The organism is Antarctobacter albus, from assembly GCF_900101505.1.
In the GTDB taxonomy this organism is placed as follows: Bacteria; Pseudomonadota; Alphaproteobacteria; order Rhodobacterales; family Rhodobacteraceae; genus Antarctobacter; species Antarctobacter albus.
On sequence record NZ_FMZI01000008.1, the window covers coordinates 15,442 to 32,700 of the forward strand.

Genomic DNA, 17,259 nt, shown 5'->3' on the forward strand with positions numbered 1-17,259 from the left:
CCCTTTTGCCCGGCATGTTGGGGTGTCGCAGGGAGAAGGTCCAGAGGCTTGCGTGTGGTCGGCGGGGCGACTCTGTTTGCGGCTGGCGCCGCAAAGACGCCCGCCCGCCGACCCTTGGGGAAACGCTGTGCGTGTCAGGTCCTTCGAGGAGCAGGCTGGGCACCGGGAGCTGCCGTCGGTCGGGCGTCAGGGGACGAGATCTGGCAGCCGCGGGGCGGCATCGAGCAGCGTTCGGGTATAGGGATGATCCGGCGCGGAGAGGATCCTGTCGGTCGGCCCAGCCTCGACGATGCGGCCCTTTTGCATGACCATGACCCGGTCGGTGATCCCCCGCACAACCGAAAGATCGTGGCTGATGAAGAGATAGGCCAGCCCGTAACTGGCGCTGAGATCCGCGATCAGGTCGAGGATCTGCGCCCGCACGCGCACGTCGAGCGCCGAGACCGCCTCGTCGAAGACGATCAGCTCGGGCCGGATGATGAGCGCGCGGGCGATGGCCAGGCGCTGGCGCTGGCCGCCGGAAAAGGCGTGGATATGTTTCTGCGCGTCATCGGGTGAGAGGCCGACAGCCGTGAGCGCCTCGGCGATGGCCTCGGCGCGCGCGGCGCCGCGCGGCGGGTCGGGCAGCAGGTGAAAGGGTTCCGAGATCAGCCGCGCGACCCGGTGGCGGGGGTTGAAGCTGCCGTAGGGGTCCTGGAAGACCACCTGGACCTTGCGCCGGACCTGCGGGTTGGGGCGGTGATGCGTGAAGACCGGCGTGCCGTCGAGCGTGATCCCCCCGGCGGCGATGGGGGTCAGGCCCAGCAGGGCGCGGGTGAGGGTGGACTTGCCGCAGCCGGATTCCCCCACGAGGCCGACGCGTTCGCCGCGACCGATGGCAAAGCTGACATCGTCAACGGCGGTGAAGCGGGGGTGGGCGGCAAAGGGATGCGGACGGGGCAGCGGGTAGGTGCAGGTCACGCCCTGCGCCTGCAGCAGGGCGCCGCTGTCGGGCCGGGGGGGCAGGTGCGGCTGGTGGCCCGAGGCCTCGAAGAGGGCGCGGGTATAGGGGTGGTCGCGTCTTGCGATGAGCTGCCCGGTGGGCGCGCTTTCGACGATGCGGCCCTTTTGCATGACGGCGATGCGATGGGCCATGCCGGCGACCACGGCGAGGTCATGGGTGATCATCATCAGCGCCATGCCCTCGGTTCGCGTGAGGTCCTGCAGCAACCCGAGGATCTGCGCCTGGGTGGTGACGTCGAGCGCGGTCGTGGGTTCGTCGGCGATCAGCAGCCGGGGGCGCAGCGCGATGGCCATCGCGATGACCACGCGCTGGCGCTGGCCGCCGGACAGCTCATGCGGGTAGCGCGAGAGCGGCAGGTCGAGGCCGCAGCGGTGCAGGGCCTCCCTTGCCCTTGCGCGCGCCTCGGCCCGCGGGGTGCGGGGGGCGTGTTGCAGGATGGTTTCCGAGACCTGCGCGCCGATGCTTTGCACCGGGTTGAGCGCGGTCATCGGTTCCTGGAAGACCATGCCGATGTCGCGGCCCCGGATGTCGCAGAGCCTGCGCTCCGGGAGCGACAGGAGATCGGTGCCGTCCAGCGTGATCCGCCCCGAGGCGACCGCGCCCTGCGGCAGGAGACCCATCGCCGCCAGCGCCGTCATGGACTTGCCGGAGCCGGATTCGCCGGTCAGGGCGAGGATTTCACCGGGGGCGATCGTCAGCGATACGGAGTCGAGGATGCGCGTGCCCTGGATTTCGACGGTGAGGGCGTCGATGTCGAGAAGAGGGGGCTCTGCCCCCGGCCTGCGGCCTCCCCCGGGGGATTTTTGCCAAGAAGAAGCCCTCATGTGCGCAGGACCTTCAGCCGCGGGTCCAGCGCGTCGCGCAGCCCGTCGCCCAGCAGGTTCAGGCCCAGCACCATGAAGACGATCGCGAGGCCCGGGATCACGGCGACATGCGGCGCCAGCGAGACCAGCGTCTGGGCATCGGCGAGCATCCGCCCCCAGGACGGCACGGGCGGCTGGGCGCCGAGGCCGACATAGCTGAGGCCGGCCTCTGCGAGGATGCCCAGGGAGAACTGGATGGTGCTTTGCACGATCAGCAGGTTGGCGATGTTGGGCAGGATGTGTTCGGCGCTGATCCGGAGCGTGGACTTGCCGGCGACGCGGGCGGCGAGGATGAACTCGCGCGTCCAGAGCGACAGCGCCGCGCCGCGTGCGAGGCGGGCGAAGACGGGGATGTTGAAGATGCCGATGGCGAGGATGGCGTTGATGGCGCCGGGGCCGAAGACGGCGGTGATCAGGATGGCGATCACGAGGCTGGGAAAGGCGAAGATGAGGTCGGAGGTACGCGAGATGAGCTCGTCCAGCCAGCCGCCGCGGTAAGCGGCGGCGGTGAGGCCAAGGGGGACGCCGAGCGTCAGGCCGATGCCAACGGCGACCAGCGCCACGGCGATGGAGGTGCGCGCGCCGACCATCAGCATGCTGAGGATGTCGCGGCCGAAGTGATCGGTCCCCAGCAGGTGATCGCTGCCCGGCGGCAGGAGGCGACCGGGGATGTTCATGGCGGTGACGTCGTCCGGCGTCCAGGCAAAGGACAGGGCCGCGGCGCCCAGGAAGAGCGCGGTGAGCAAACCGCCGAGGATCAGGCTGCGGCTCATGTCCGGCGCAGCCTGGGGTCGGCCAGCGCATAGGCGAGGTCGGTGAGGAAGTTCACGAGGATCACGGCGAAGACCAGCAGCATGACCGTGCTTTCCACCACGATCAGGTCCCGTTGCGAGATGGCCTGGAAGATCAGCCGCCCGAGGCCGGGCAGGTAGAAGACCTGTTCGATGATGATGCCCCCGGCGATGAGAAAGGAGAATTGTAGCCCGATGATTGTCAGCACCGGGATCAGCGCGTTGCGCACCCCGTGCCGCCAGAGCGTCTGGGTGCGGGTCAGCCCTTTGGCGCGGGCGGTTCGGATATAGTCCTCTCCCAGCGCGTCGATGAGCGAGGAGCGCAGGACGCGGGCGAGGATGGCGGCCTGCGGCAGGGCCAGCGCCACGGCGGGCAGGGTCAGGGCACGGAGGGCCAGTAGCGGGTCCTGCCAGCCGGGAAAGCCGCCGGAGGGGAAGATCCGCCAGGAGATGGCAAAGCCCAGCACCAGCAACATGGCGAACCAGAAGTTGGGGATCGCGACGCCCAGTTGCGAGAAGGCCATGACGCCCAGGTCCGGTGCGCGGCCTCGCGTGGCGGCGGCGATCAGCCCCGCCGGGAAGGCCAGCAGCACCGCCAGCGTCAGCGCGAAAAGCGCCAGCGGCAGCGAGATCCAGAGCCTTTCGCCGATGATCTCTGCCACCGGCGCGCGGTAGGTGTAGGAGGTGCCGAAATCGCCGGTCAGCATGCCGGTCGTCCAGGCGAGGTAGCGTTGCCATTTCGGCAGGTCGAGGCCCAGCTCCTGGCGCAGGGCGGCCAGGGTTTCGGGCTGGGCGTTGATGCCCAGCATGTAGCTGGCCGGATCGCCCGGGGCCACCTCGACCACCAGGAAGATCACCGCCGAGGCGACGGCAAGGCTGAGAACCAGCGAGATCAGGCGTCGGGTGAGATAGGCCAGCATGCGGGCACCGTATGGGCGGCCCGGGGCGGCGTCCAGAGGGTTGAGGGCCGCCTAGTCCAGCGAGGACAGGAAGGTCTGCAGCGCCTCTGTCGTCTCGGCCGGGGACTGGTCGATGAAGAAATGCCCGCCGGGGATCGTGCGGGCGGCCACGTTCTCCAGCCGGGTGGCCCATGTGGCGGGCACGTCGTAGGCCCGCGCCATTGCCCCCTCGGCGCCATAGAGCACCAGCGCCGGGCAGGTCACGCGGCGGTCGAGGTCCTCGGCGTCGTCGTGCAGGTCGATCTCGATCGCGGCACGGTAGTCGTCGTTCATGGCGCGGCGGCACTGCGGATCGGCCCAGGCGGTGCGATAGGCGTCCAGCTGGGCAGGAGCGAAATCCGACAGGTCGGCCTTGCCGAAGCCCAGCAGGCAGCGGGTGTAGAATCCTTCGGGGTCGGCGGCGATCATGGTTTCCGGAAAGGGCTCTGGCTGGGCCAGGAAGAACCAGTGGTAATAGCCCTTGGCGACCTCGTGCGTCAGTTCGGTCAGCAAATGGTGGGTGGGTACGATGTCCATGACCGTCAGCGAGCGCACCGCCCCGGGCGCGTCGAGCGCGAGGCGATGCGCGGTGCGTGCGCCGCGATCGTGCCCGACCAAGTGAAAGCTCTCATGGCCGAGGTGGCGCATCAGGGCCAGCTGGTCGCGCGCCATGTTGCGAAAGCTGTAGCTGGCGACGCCTGCGGGCTTGTCGCTTTCGCCGTAGCCGCGCAGATCGGGGCAGATGACGGTGAAATCGCAGGCGAGGGCGGGGGCGACTTCGGCCCACATGGCGCGGGTCTGGGGAAACCCGTGCAGCATCAGCAGCGGTGGTCCGCTGCCGCCGCGTTCATAGGCGATTCGCGTGCCGTCAAGCGCGGCGCTGTCTGCGGTGAAACCGGGGATGTCGTTGCGGAGCATGGCGCCTAGCCCCCGGTCACGCAGAGGATCTCTGCCCGGCCGGGGATCAGCAGGCAGGTGTTGTCGTCGCCATAGGGTTCGGCCAGCGCGCCGTCGACACGGTAGATGTCCAGCCCGTCCTCGTAGACCTGGTGCACCGCGATCTCGACCCGGGTGGGGGCGCCGCCGGGCCAGTAGAGCCGGTGCAGGCTGGTGTCGCGGTCGGGGTTGTCGACCAGGTCGACGGCCTGGGTGCAGGGTGCGTTCCGCAGCACGGCGCCCGAGGTGTCGCGCAGCGTGCAGCGGGCGCTGCGCAGGGCGTCTGCCTGCAGCCCGCTGGTGCTGATCGCCTTGATCTCGCTCACCGGGTGATAGCGGGCGTAGGGGGGCAGGGTGACAAAGATGTCATCCTCGCAGTCGCCGACGGTGATGCGATAGTTGCTGTCATAGCCGCAGACCTCGACCCGGTCCCCGTCGATGCGGACCCGGCATTCCATCGGCAGGGCGCTGTAGCGAAAGCCGTAGACGGTGTCCTGGCCATCGGCGGCGTCGTAGTCCCACAGGATGCGGTCCGTGTCCGTGTCGGGCAGCGGCGCGAGGTCGAAGACGGTTTCCGACATGACCTTGACGCTGCCGCCGCCGTGGCCGTCGTAGATTCGGCTGGGCTGGCGGAAGCCGCGCAGCAGGCCGGTTTCGCAGGCCATCTGCCGTTGCACGGCCAGTTGCGGCAGGGGGCCGTCCAGCCCTTCCAGCCCGATGTCCCAGATCAGCGCCTGTTCGATGGTGCGCAGGTGGAACAGCTCGGTTCCCGGCGTGGCCAACAGGTTGCCGATCAGGTCCGGGTGCATCATGGCGCCGGCCTCGAAGACGCGCGGGGAATTGGCCAGTTCGACAAGGCTCAGGATGCTTTCGATGCCCAGCGTGTAGGCGCGCTTGATCTGGTCCGAGCTGTATTGCCCGCCGTCGTCGATGGTGATGGAAGGGCTGTGAAAGGCCAGGTCGCCGCCGACATGCAGGATGCGGTTTTCCTCGATCGAGGTGGGGCCGGCGTGTTTGTTGCCCATCATGAAGATGATCGCGCAGATGGAATAGCAGCGCGCGCCGTCGCCGATCCGCGTCTGGACGCCCTGGTCATAGACGAACCGGGCGACTTTTATGCCCTCGGTCAGGCTGCCGCCCTCGCTGTTCAGGCAGAGCACGGGGTCGATGTCGAACCCCGCGGCGAGCCAGCTGTATTCCTCGCCGCGAAACTCCACGAGGGTTTCGTACTCGCCGCCGGTGATCTGCCCGTCGAGGGTGAAGGTGCAGGGTGTGCTGCCCACGGCGACCGTGGCGGCACGGGCGGCGGGGGACAGGGAGATGGCCAGCAGGGCAAGGGCCAAAAGGGCCGTGAGGCGGAGGAAATGGCGGGTGGCGGGCATTGGCAATGGGTCCGGATGCAGGGAAATCGGTTCAGCCTAACATGCGGCACGGCGGGCTGCGAACCAGGCTGTTGCAGATCAGTCGCGGTAGGTCGGTCCGCGATCCGGCGTGATCGTTGTGGCAAACGCGGGTTGGGCAAGCAGGAGCAGGCAGAGAAACCTGAAAATCGGCATCGGGGAAATCCATCGTCGGAAAGGCCGGAACCTTGCCGTTTCACGATGCCCCGAAGGCGCGCGCCCTGTCCACCGTCAAGGCGCGCCCCGGGGTCACTGCGTCCAGCGCACCTGCGCCAGTGGGTTGGCCTGGGTCGGCTGGTTGGTCCACAGGCCTTCGATCCGGGCATCGGCCACGGTGGGGAAGGCCAGCTGGAACAGAAAACCGTTGACGTAGTCCCGGGCGATCAGCGTCTGCGCCTCGGCCAGCATGTCTGACCGTGCCGACGGGTCGGTGGTGGCGTTCAGCGTCGTCATCAGGGCCTGGAACTCTTCGCTGTCATACTGGAAGTAATAGTCGGGCCGGGCGTAGATGCCGATGTCGAGCGGTTCGGTATGGCTGACGATGGTCAGTCCGAAGCCCTTGCCCTTGAACACTTCCTCCAGCCATTGCGCCCATTCCAGGTTGGTGATCTCGGCCTCGATCCCGACATTGCGCAGCTGCGCGGCGATGATCTCTCCGCCGCGGCGCGCGTAGGAGGGCGGCGGCAGTTTCAGCGTGGTCTTGAACCCCTCGGCATAGCCCGCGTCCACCAGCAACATGCGCGCGCGGTCGGGGTCGTGCGGCGACAGGCCGGTGAGGTCGACATAGTCGGGGTTGTGCGGCGCGAAATGCGTGCCGATGGGCGTGCCCAGGCCGAACATGGCGCCGTCAATGATCGCCTGCCGGTCGATGGCATGGGCCACCGCCTCGCGCACCTTCGGATTGTCGAAGGGCGGCTGCTTGTTGTTCATTGCCAGGATGGTTTCGCCCTCGGACGAGCCCAGCAGGACCTGGAAGCGCGGGTCGGCCTGGAACTGGGGCAGGTTCTCGGGCGCGGGGTAGCCGGAAAACACGTCGATGTCCTGCGCCATCATGGCGGCGAAGGCAGCGGTCGGGTCCGAGATGAACTTGAACGTGGCCTCTGTCAGATAGGGGGCATCCCCCCAGTAGTCGGCATTCTGGACCAGGCGCACGCTGTCGCCCTTGCGCCATTCCGCGAACTTGAACGGGCCGGTGCCGATGGGGGTTTGCTGGATGTCCTCGATGCTTTCGGGGGCCACCATGACCGCGTCGCCCCAGGCCAGGTTGAACAGCAGGTTGCCGTTGGGCGCGTTCAGCGACAGCTCGACCGTCGCCGGGTCGATCACCGTGACCTGGGCAATGTCGGAGAACAGGGCCTTTTGCGCATTGGTGCTGTCCTCGGCCCGGGCGCGGTCGAGGCTGAACTTGACGTCCTCGGCGTCAAAGGTGGTGCCGTCGTGAAAGACGACACCCTCGGCGAGGTGGAAGGTATAGGTCAGCCCGTCGTCCGAAATCTCCCATGAGCGGGCCAGCGCCGGCACGATGGCGCCATCGCCGGTGAACCGGGTCAGACCTTCGAAGACATTGGAATAGAGCACGCTGTCGATCGCCCCGGCCGCGGCAGAGGTCGGGTCAAGGTGCGGCGGTTCCAGCTGGATCGCGATGGTCAGGTCGGTCTGCTGGGCGAGCGCCGCGGTCCCGCCCAGAAGGGCGGCGGCGAGGGTGAGGCGGAAGGTCATGTCGTTTCCCCTGTTGCTTTGGACCCGAGTGTTGCGCTTTGCCGGGCGCGGTTCAAGCACGGGCTGCAAATGGCCTCTGGTTCTGCGTTGCAGCAAATGATAGGTGGGTGCGCAACTTTGTTGCGCGAGGGGCGCCGGGCCTTGCCCGGTCCTTGCGCCACGCTCAGGGAGGAGGCCCAGGCGATGAGTGCAACCGCGAAGAAGAAAGCGCCGATGGCGGAGGATATCCGCGCCCGCAAAGGCGGCGAACCGCTGGTCAGCCTGACGGCCTATACCACGCCGATGGCGCAGATGATGGACGCGCATTGCGATTTCGTGCTGGTGGGCGACAGCGTCGGCATGGTGCTGCACGGGCTGCCCTCGACCCTGGGCGTGACGATGGAGATGATGATCCTGCACGGCCAGGCGGTGGCGCGGGGCCTGTCGAGCGCCATGATGGTGATCGACATGCCCTTTGGATCCTACGAGGAAAGCCCCCAGCAGGCGTTCCGCAACGCCGCGCGGCTGATGGCCGAAACCGGCGCGGGCGCGGTCAAGCTGGAAGGCGGGGTCGAGATGGCGCCGACAATTGCCTTCCTGGTGAAACGGGGCATCCCGGTCATGGCCCACGTCGGGCTGACGCCGCAGTCGATCAACACGCTGGGCGGCTACAAGGTGCAGGGGCGCGGCACAGCGGGCGAGGCCCTGATGGCCGACGCGCGTGCGGTGGCCGAGGCGGGGGCCTTTTCGGTGGTTTTGGAAAAGGTGCCGGCCTCGCTGGCCGATGCGGTGACGCAGGCGGTGCCGATCCCGACCATCGGCATCGGTGCGGGCGCCGGCTGTGACGGGCAGATCCTCGTGGTGGACGACATGCTGGGGCTGTTCACGGCCTTCAAGGCGAAATTCGTGAAACGCTATGCGACCCTGGGCGCGGACGGCGAGGCGGCGATTGCCGACTATGCGCGCGAGGTGCGCGCGCGGAGCTTCCCCGCGCCGGAACATGTCTTTGGCGACGACGCGCCGGAGGGCAAGGCATGATCGCGCCGATCATCCGCAGCGTCGCCGAGCTGCGACAGCTGACCGACGGCTGGCATCGCGCGGGCGACACCATCGGCGCGGTGCCGACGATGGGCGCGCTGCACGACGGCCACCTGAGCCTTGTCGCGGCGGCCAAGGAACGCTGCGAACGGGTGATCGTGACGATTTTCGTCAATCCACGGCAGTTCAACAGCCGCGAGGATTACGAGAAATATCCCCGTACCGAACATGACGATGCCCGCAAGCTGGAGCGCTTTGCCGTCGATGCGATCTTTGTGCCTGACGGGGGCGAGATGTACCCGCAGGGGTTTGCGACGGGTGTTTCCGTGTCCGGCCTGACCGACGTGTTGTGCGGCGCGCACCGGCCCGGGCATTTCGACGGGGTGGCGACCGTTGTGACCAAGCTGTTGTTGCAGACCGCCGCCGACCGGGCCTTTTTCGGCGAGAAGGACTGGCAGCAATTGCAGGTGGTGCGGCGGCTGGTGGCGGACCTGAACATCCCGGCCGAGATCGTGGGTTGCCCGACGATCCGCGAGATCGACGGGCTGGCCATGTCCTCGCGCAACCTGCTGTTGTCGGACAGGGCACGGGCGCGGGCGGCGGCCCTGAACGAGGCTTTGGAAGAGATGGCCGAGGGGCTGCGTGGTGGGCGTGCGGCACAGGATCTGCGCCCGGCGGCCGAGGCGCGGCTGTCGGCGGCGGGCTTCACGGAGGTGGAATACCTGGACCTGCGGGCCAATGACGACCTGTCGCTGCTGGAGCGTCCCGAGCGGCCCGCGCGCCTGCTGGTCGCGGCCTGGTTGGCCGGGGTGCGTCTGATCGACAATATCGCGGTGTGACCGGCGGGCGGACGCTGTTTCGCGCTTTGCGCGAAAGACGCCCCGCCCACCGTCCCATTCGCGTTGCGCCTCAGGGCAACAGCAGTTTTTCCAGCGTGCGGCCCATGACCTTGGCACTGTCCAGCATATCCGTGACGCCGACCCATTCATCGGGTTTGTGCGCCAGTTCCAGCACCCCCGGCCCGTAGGCGATGCAGTTCTGCAAGCGCCCGATCCGGTCGATGTGCTTCTGGTCGTAGGACCCGGGCGAGGCGACGTAATCCGGCGCCTGCCCCAGCACGTCGGCGATGGCCTCGGCCACCGTTGTCACCACCGGCGCGTCCTGAGCCGTCATCGAGGGGTCGATGCGGTTGATGTCGCGGATCGCGTAATCAAACCGGGGGCGGCGGGCCTTGAGATCGTCCAGCAGGGCAATGACCTCGCCGCGCACCTCGTCATAGGCCTCTTCGACCAAGAACCGGCGGTCGATCACCATGCGGCAGCTGTCGGGGACGTTGGGCGCGGGCAGGCCGGTGAAATCTTCCAACTCCGGCTCGCCCCCGTGGACCGAGTTGATGTTGAGCGTCGACTGCCGCGCGGCCTCTGGCGTGACGGGCATGGCGGTTTCGCGCGTGGTCAGGGCGGGGAACAGCCGGTCCTCGAAGGCCTGCATCACCGCGCCCATGTGGCGCACGGCGCAATCGCCGAGAAAGGGCATCGAGCCATGCGCGATCTCTCCCCTGGTCTCGATCTCGGCCCACCAGGCGCCGCGATGGCCGAGGCAGATGCGGTCCTTGTTCAGCGGTTCGGGGATGATGACGTGCTGCACCCGGTCGGGCGAGAAATATCCAAGCTGGGCCAGGTGCGCGACGCCGCCGTAGCCGCCGGTTTCCTCGTCCGCGGTGCCGGAAATCTCGATGGCGCCGGCATATTCGGGATGTTCGACGATGAAGCATTCGGCGGCGATGATCGAGGCGGCCAGCCCGCCCTTCATGTCGCAGGTGCCCCGGCCATAGATCCGGTCGCCGTCCAGTTCGGCGCCAAAGGGATCGCGGGTCCAGCCGTTGCCGACCTCGACCACGTCGATATGGCTGTTGAAATGCACGCATTGGCCGGGGCGCGTTCCCTCGCGGCGGGCGATCACGTTCCAGCGCGGGTAGCGGTCGCTGTCGCCGGGCGCGCCCTCTGCCCGGATCAGCTCGCAGGTGAACCCCGATGGCGCAAGGCGTTGTTGCAAGAGCTCGCAGATCTCGCGGTAGTGCCGGCCTGGCGGGTTCAGCGTGGGCAGGCGGACAAGGGCCTGGGTCAGCGCGATCAGGTCGTCGCGTGCGGCGTCGATCCGCGCGAAAAGGGAATCTGTCATGCGCGAAGTCTCTGTCGCTTGGCGCGGCGGCGCAAGGGGGTGCGACGCGCGCTCAGGGCAGGTGCAGGCGGGGTGCCTTGCCCAAGGGGGTATCCCCCAGCGTGACCTGACCCGCGTCGAAGACCAGGGGCAGGTCGCGACGGCCTTCGCTGGCGTGCTCAAGTGTGTCCGCCAGCGTGGCGGGGATGAGGCCGGACCGGCGGACGCTGTCCACCAGGGCGGGCCACTGTGTTGCGGTGAGCGCCAGTTCGCCCTTGGCGCGTCCCTGCGCGTCGATCTCCAGCAGGCCGGTGGCGTCCAGCTGGGCCCCGCCGGTCGTATAGCTGCCCTGGCGCAGGTCGATCCTTGCCGGTTTCGGCATGGCACCGGCAAGACTGTTGAGCTGCCAATCCCGGACAAAGGTGATCTCGGCCCTCAGGGCCAGCCCGTTGTCCGCCGGCGTTCCCGCGAATCCGGCGCTCATTCCCAGGCGGTAGAGACCCGGCGTGCCCGCCACGTCCAGCAGCCCAACGCGCAGGTCGGCCAGCGAGATGTTGCCCTGCCGAAACGTGTCCGCCTCGAGGTTGGCGCGCAGGATCACGCCCTCGGCATCGTGGATCAGCGAGGCGCGCAGGCCGGTGCTTTGCACCGTGACCGGGCCGGAGGGCAGGGTCACGGTCTGGCTGTCGGGCCAGACCAGGATGCGGTGTCCGGGCCGGTAGGTCAGCCCCAGCACCTGAAAGAAGTCCCCCTGCCAGCCGATGCCGCCTGCGGTGTCCATCAGCACGACATCGTTCAGCGTGGCGTCCAGCCGGCTGGGAAAGCCGCGCACGGTCAGCGAGGAATACTCTGCCTGCCAGCCCTCGGCACGCCGTGCCTCGAACCAGTCGGCAATGTCCGCTTTCAGGGCCCGGGAGGAGGTCAGCCAGAGCCCGGACCAGGCCAGCCCCAGCGCCAAGGTCACGGCAAAGATCCAACGTGCCACGCGTGCCCCCCTTTTCCTGCCGCACCCGATCGTGTTTACAGGCCCCCAGCGGGAAGGACCAGAATGATGACGCTTTGGGTGTTCGGATACGCCTCACTTCTTTGGAACCCGGGGTTTCCGGTGGCGGAACGGGTGCAGGCGCGGCTCTATGGCTATGCGCGCAGTTTCTGCATGTATTCGATCCACCATCGCGGCACCGAGGAAAAGCCGGGGCTGGTGCTGGCCCTGGACGAGCAGGACGGCGCCAGTTGCGACGGGCTGGCCCTGCGCGCCGCACCGGGCAGCGAGGAAGAGACGCTGGCCTACCTGCGCGAACGCGAGCTTGTGTCCTCGGCCTACCTGGAAAAACGGCTGGAACTCAGCCTGACCGACGGGCGACATGTCGAGGCGGTGGCCTATGTGATCGACCCGCATCACGTCCAGTATTGCCACCTGCCGCTGGAAGAACAGGCGCGGCTGATCGCGCGGGCGCATGGCGGGCGCGGGCCGAACACGGAATACCTGTACAATACCGCCGCCCACCTGGACGAGATCGGCGTCCCGGACGCCGATCTGCACTGGCTGGTGCGCGAGGTGAAGGCGCTGTCGCGGGACAACTAGCGGAGGCAGGCGGTCACTTGGTCGGGCCGCTGTGAACGCAGCTTTGACGGCCTCGGGACAACTGTTGCGCAAAGCGCCGCTTTTCCCGGCGCGACGGCGGAATTGTTCATAACTTCTTGGCTCTGTGGCCTTAAACCCCTAGGTATAGCACGAGAGAACAAGTGTCAGGTGTCCGATGGACCAGCCCGACCGCGAGGCCGAGCCACATTTCAGCCAGCCCTTCCGCCAGGTGGTCCTCATGCTGGCGGTGTTGGGCCTGTCGGGCTTTGGCGGCTTCCTGGCCCTGCCGCGCGTTCTGCCGGTGTTCCAGTCGAACCCCTATCTCAACGGTTTCATCCTGATCGTTTTTGTGGTCGGTGTGCTGGCCTGTTTCTGGCAGGTGGCGCAGCTGATGGTCTCGGTCCAGTGGATCGAGCGGTTCACCGCGCGGGGCGACCAGGGCGTGCGGGCGACGCCGCCGCGCCTGCTGGCGCCGCTGGCCGCGCTCTTGCGGTCGCGCCGGGACAAGCGGATGCAGATCACGGCGACCTCGACCCGGTCGATCCTCGACTCCGTGGCGCAGCGGATCGACGAGGCGCGCGAGATCACGCGGTACATCGTGTCCCTGCTGATTTTCCTGGGCCTGCTGGGCACCTTCTACGGGCTGGCCACCGTGGTGCCCGCGCTGGTCGAAACCATCCAGAGCCTTGCCCCGCAGGAGGGCGAAACCGGAACCGCCGCCTTTGCCCGCCTGATGTCGGGGCTGGAGGGGCAGCTGGGTGGCATGGGCGTGGCCTTTGCCAGCTCGCTGCTGGGCCTGGCCTGTTCGCTGGTCGTCGGCCTGCTGGAGCTTTTCGCGGGCCACGGGCAGAACCGCTTTTACCGCGAGCTTGAGGAATGGCTGTCGTCGATCACCCGGCTGGGCTTTTCCCACGATGGCGAGGGGCCGGACCTTGGCCCGGCGGGGCTGGTGCTGGACCAGATGGCCGAGCAGATGGACCGCCTTCAGTACCTCTTCGCCGAGGCGGAACAGGGCCGGTCCGAAGTGGACACGCGGCTGGCGCAACTGGCCGACAGCGTCGAGCGCCTGACCGAGCGGATCGAGGCGACATCGCCTTCTGCCTCGTCGCTGGCGCGGATCGCCGAGGGGCAGGAGCTGCTGGCGCAGGCGATCCGGGAAAAGGAAAGTGACGAGGGCCTGGATGCCGAAAGCCGGATGCGGCTGAGGTCCATCGACGTGCAGATGCTGCGCATCCTCGAGGAAATCAGCGCGGGCCGGCAGGAAAGCATGGCCGAACTGCGGACGGACCTTGCGGCGCTGTCGCGGTCGCTGGGCACGACGCGCAACAGCCGGCCCCGCGGGGACGGGTGACGCATGGCCCTGTCGCGACGCACAGGTGCGCGCTTTCAGGCCTCGATCTGGCCGGGCTTCGTGGATGCGATGACCGGCCTTCTGCTAGTGCTGACCTTTGTCCTGTCGATCTTCATGGTCATGCAGTTCGTGCTGAACGAGACGATCTCGGGGCAAGAAAGCGAACTGGACACGCTCAGCGCCGAGATCACCGCCCTGTCCAAGGCGCTGGGCGTGGAACGCACCCGCGCAACGCGGCTGGAAACAGAGCTGGGCCGCATGACCTCGACGCTGAGCGACCGGGACCTGCAACTGGCCGAACAGCAGACCATCATCGACAGCCTGACCGCCACCCGCGACAGGCAGGCGGATCAGCTTGCCGCCGCCGCCGCCCGCATCGCGACCTTCGAAGAGCGCGTGGCCACCTTGTTGCTGGAGCGGGACACGGCGCGCGACGAGGTTCAGGACCTGACCGTCGCCCGCGACGCCCTGGCCGAAGAACGCGACGAACTGACCGACGAACGCAATGCGCTGACCGCCGCGCTTGCCACGGCCCGGAGCGAGATCGACGAACAGGCCGAAGCCGCCAGGCTGGCCGCCGCCCGGCGCGAGGCGATGGAGGCGCTGATCACCGATCTGCGCGCCCGCAACGCGGACCGTGACGCGCGCATCGCCGCGCTGTCCGCCGATCTCGACGAGGCCGAAAAGGCCCTGACCGAAGAGGAACAGGCCAAGCTGGCCGAGGCAGAGGCGGCCGCAGCGCTGCGCAAGCGGCTGGAAGAGGCGGATGCGGAACTGACCGCCATGACGCTGGCCCTGGAACAGGAGCGCGCCCGGGCCGAGGAGACGCTGACCCTGCTGGCGGCGGCCCGAGAGGCGGAAAAGGACCTGAACGCGCAACTGGCGGCGGCGTTGCTTGCCCGGCAACAGCAAGGTGACGACCTGCAAGCGCGCATCGACGCGCTGGAGGCGCAATTGGCCGAGGCGCGGCGGAACGAAACCCGCCTGACCGCGCAACTGGCCGACCTGCGGGATGAAAGCGCGCTGGAGGCGCAGCGGCTCAAGGCGCGGATCGACGACGCGACGGCGCGCATTGCCCGGCTGGAGGCCGACCTGGACGAGGCCGCAAAGGCCGGTGAGAAACTGACCGCCGGGCTTGGGCCCACCGAGGCACCGCCCGCAACGCTGCAGACGCAGGTGGATGCGGCGCTGGCCCGCATCACCGAGCTGGAGGCGGCCCTGTCGCGGGCACGGCAGGACGAGGCCAGGCTGAACGAGGAACTGGCCGTGGCGCTTGCCGATGGCGAGCGCGAGGCGCGCGCCCTGCAGAGCCGCATCGACGCGGCGCTGGCCCGGATCTCGGAGCTTGAGGAAACGCTGGCCGATGCACGGGCACAGGGGGCGCAGACAGACAGCCGCCTTGCGGGGCTGCGCGGCGACCTGACCGAGGCCCTGAAGGCGCAGCGCGACGCCGAACAGGCGCTGGCGCGGGAAACGGCGGCACGCACCCTGGCCGAACGTGCCCTGAAGGACGTGCAGGCCGAGGCCGCGGCGCGCGCCTCGCGGCTGACGGATCTTTCCGCGCAACTGGCCCAGGCGCTGGCCCGGCTGGCCGAGGCAGAGGCGCTCCGGACCGAGTTGGAGGCGCTGCGGGCGCGCAACGAAGCGCTGGTCTCGGACCTGTCGGCGGCCGAGGGGCAGGCTGATGATCGCGCCGCGGCGCTGGCCGAACTGCAGGCAGAACGGGACCGGCTGGAGGCCGCGCTGACGCGCGCGCGGGGGGACGTGGGCGATGCGCGCGGCGCCGTGGCCTCGTTGCAAGACCAGGTGGCCGCGCTGGAGGCGCAACTGGCCCAGGCTCAGGAACGTGTGACCGAGCGGACAGAGCTGATCGAAGGCCTGCGCGGGCAGGTGGCCCAGGTCCAGGCGCAGCTGGATTCGGCCCTGAAACGGGTCGAGGATCGCGGCGACCGGATCGACCGTCTGCAAAGCGAGAATGCCGATCTGTCGGCGCGCCTGGCCCGGCTGGGCGGTGAGGCGGCGCAGCAGGATGCCGCGGTTGCTGCGCTGCGGGCGACGAACACGCGCTTGTCGGCGGACCTCGATGCGGCCCGCGCCCGCGCGGGCGAGCGCGACGCCCAGATGGCCCGCCTGCAGCAGGAGTTGGCGCAGGCCGAGGCCCGGGCCGAGGACCGCACCGCCGAGGCCGCCGAGCTGGAGGTGCTTCGCGGTGAACTGGCGCAGCTGCGCACCCGGCTCGAGGCCTCGCAGGCGCGCGCGGCACAGGGCCTGACCCGTGTCATCTCGTTGGAAGCCGAGAACGCCGACCTTGGCCGCCGGCTGGCCGAGGCGGATGGCCGGGGGGCGGCCAAGGACGCGGAACTGGACCTGCTCAAGGCCCGGATCGACCGGATTGCCTCTGAGCTGGATGCCTTGCGGTCCCGTGATGCGCGGCGCGATGCGGTGATCGCCGAGTTGCGCCAGCAATTGGCCGAGGCCGAGGCCCGGGCCGCCGAACAGAGCGACGACACCCGCACGCTGGAGGAAAAGCTGGCCGCCGCACTGGCCGCGCGCATGGCCGCGGAGACGACGGTTGATGAAACACGCGACCGGCTTGCCGCAGCCCTTGCCGCGCAGGAGGCGGCGGAACTGAAACTGGACGCGCGGCTGGACGAGGTCGAGGAGCGGCAGATCCTGCTCAACACGGCGCGTGAAAAGCTGGCCCTGACGGAGGAACGCGCGACCAAGGCCGAACTGCAGGTCGAGGCGCTGAACCAGAACGTGGCCGAGTTGCGCCGGCAACTGAGCGAGTTGCAGGCGCTGCTGGATGATTCCAAGGCCCGCGACGCGGCGGCCGAGGTCCGGCTGCAGAACCTCGGGTCGGAACTGAACGCGGCGATCGCGCGTGTGGCGCAGGAAGAACGGCGCCGCCGCCTGGCCGAAGAGGCGCGCCGCAAGGCTGAAGAGGAAAAGCGCAAGCTTGAGGAAGAAAGGGCCAAACGGCTGGAGGCCGAGAAGAAGGACCTGGAAAGCTATCGCTCCGAGTTCTTTGGCAAGCTGCGCGCGGTCGTGGGCGACCGCGAAGGCATCCGGATCGAGGGTGACCGTTTCGTGTTCTCGTCAGAGGTGCTGTTCGAGGTGGGGTCGGCCGATCTTTCGGCGGCAGGTCGGCGCGAGATCGAGAAGGTCTCGCAGATCCTGCGCGACATTTCCGGGGACATTCCTCAGGGCATCGACTGGGTGATCCGGGTGGACGGTCATACCGACAGCCAGAAGATTCGTCCGGGGGGAGATTTTGCCGACAACTGGGAGCTCAGCCAGGCGCGGGCATTGTCCGTGGTGCGCGATATGATCGACAACTACGACATTCCGCCCAACCGGCTGTCCGCCAACGGGTTTGGCGAGTTCCAGCCGATCGACCCTGCGGACACGCCGGAGGCGCGGGCGCGGAACCGGCGCATCGAGTTGAAACTGACGGAACGCTGATCTCCGGGCGGCAAGTGCGTTGCAACGCGCT

Annotated in this window: 13 protein-coding genes; 5 read left to right on the forward strand and 8 right to left on the reverse strand. The window is 68.4% G+C overall.

The window, feature by feature from the left end; translation table 11 throughout:
• Positions 1 to 186 precede the first annotated feature (186 nt).
• From BLQ71_RS14710 to BLQ71_RS14735, 6 genes are all read right to left on the reverse strand, one after another.
• Entirely contained in the window at positions 187 to 1,827 is a 1,641-nt protein-coding gene (locus BLQ71_RS14710) for an ABC transporter ATP-binding protein (RefSeq protein WP_083342267.1), read from the reverse strand.
• The gene (locus BLQ71_RS14715) at positions 1,824 to 2,639 is read right to left on the reverse strand and encodes an ABC transporter permease (protein ID WP_043142530.1); all 816 of its coding nucleotides are present in this window, start codon (positions 2,637 to 2,639) and stop codon (positions 1,824 to 1,826) included. Before BLQ71_RS14715 ends, BLQ71_RS14710 begins: the two co-directional genes overlap by 4 nt.
• Positions 2,636 to 3,577 carry an ABC transporter permease gene (locus BLQ71_RS14720; protein ID WP_074622271.1) on the reverse strand — a complete coding sequence of 314 codons (942 nt, stop codon included), beginning with the start codon at positions 3,575 to 3,577 and terminating at the stop codon, positions 2,636 to 2,638. The genes BLQ71_RS14715 and BLQ71_RS14720 overlap by 4 nt, the downstream gene beginning before the upstream one ends.
• A 51-nt stretch (positions 3,578 to 3,628) precedes the next feature.
• Positions 3,629 to 4,513, reverse strand: a complete 885-nt coding sequence (locus BLQ71_RS14725) for an alpha/beta fold hydrolase (RefSeq protein WP_074622272.1) — start codon at positions 4,511 to 4,513, stop codon at positions 3,629 to 3,631.
• A gap of 5 nt (positions 4,514 to 4,518) precedes the next feature.
• Positions 4,519 to 5,913: a hypothetical protein gene (locus BLQ71_RS14730; protein WP_074622273.1), complete on the reverse strand. Its 1,395-nt coding sequence runs from the start codon at positions 5,911 to 5,913 to the stop codon at positions 4,519 to 4,521.
• Positions 5,914 to 6,180: 267 nt separating this feature from the next.
• Positions 6,181 to 7,650 (reverse strand): ABC transporter substrate-binding protein, encoded by a 1,470-nt coding sequence (locus BLQ71_RS14735; protein ID WP_074622274.1) that lies wholly within the window; start codon positions 7,648 to 7,650, stop codon positions 6,181 to 6,183.
• A 183-nt stretch (positions 7,651 to 7,833) separates the two neighbouring features.
• Between BLQ71_RS14735 and panB the strand changes: the two genes are divergently transcribed.
• Both panB and panC read left to right on the forward strand, forming a co-directional pair.
• The gene (gene panB, locus BLQ71_RS14740; protein WP_074622275.1) at positions 7,834 to 8,667 is read left to right on the forward strand and encodes a 3-methyl-2-oxobutanoate hydroxymethyltransferase; all 834 of its coding nucleotides are present in this window, start codon (positions 7,834 to 7,836) and stop codon (positions 8,665 to 8,667) included.
• Positions 8,664 to 9,506, forward strand: a complete 843-nt coding sequence (gene panC / locus BLQ71_RS14745) for a pantoate--beta-alanine ligase (protein WP_074622276.1) — start codon at positions 8,664 to 8,666, stop codon at positions 9,504 to 9,506. Before panB ends, panC begins: the two co-directional genes overlap by 4 nt.
• A gap of 70 nt (positions 9,507 to 9,576) precedes the next feature.
• Here the strand turns inward: panC and BLQ71_RS14750 are convergent, their stop codons facing one another.
• Positions 9,577 to 10,848, reverse strand: coding sequence for an acetylornithine deacetylase/succinyl-diaminopimelate desuccinylase family protein (locus tag BLQ71_RS14750; protein WP_074622277.1), 1,272 nt, complete (start codon positions 10,846 to 10,848; stop codon positions 9,577 to 9,579).
• 52 nt (positions 10,849 to 10,900) lie between these two features.
• Positions 10,901 to 11,812: a DUF2125 domain-containing protein gene (locus BLQ71_RS14755; protein ID WP_074622278.1), complete on the reverse strand. Its 912-nt coding sequence runs from the start codon at positions 11,810 to 11,812 to the stop codon at positions 10,901 to 10,903.
• A gap of 66 nt (positions 11,813 to 11,878) precedes the next feature.
• Between BLQ71_RS14755 and BLQ71_RS14760 the strand changes: the two genes are divergently transcribed.
• The 3 genes from BLQ71_RS14760 (at position 11,879) to BLQ71_RS14770 (ending at position 17,228) form a co-directional block, all read left to right on the forward strand.
• Positions 11,879 to 12,412, forward strand: coding sequence for a gamma-glutamylcyclotransferase (locus BLQ71_RS14760; protein ID WP_043142651.1), 534 nt, complete (start codon positions 11,879 to 11,881; stop codon positions 12,410 to 12,412).
• A gap of 175 nt (positions 12,413 to 12,587) precedes the next feature.
• Positions 12,588 to 13,763: a biopolymer transporter ExbB gene (locus tag BLQ71_RS14765; protein ID WP_043142514.1), complete on the forward strand. Its 1,176-nt coding sequence runs from the start codon at positions 12,588 to 12,590 to the stop codon at positions 13,761 to 13,763.
• A gap of 3 nt (positions 13,764 to 13,766) precedes the next feature.
• Positions 13,767 to 17,228: a peptidoglycan -binding protein gene (locus BLQ71_RS14770; protein ID WP_074622279.1), complete on the forward strand. Its 3,462-nt coding sequence runs from the start codon at positions 13,767 to 13,769 to the stop codon at positions 17,226 to 17,228.
• Positions 17,229 to 17,259: the final 31 nt, after the last annotated feature.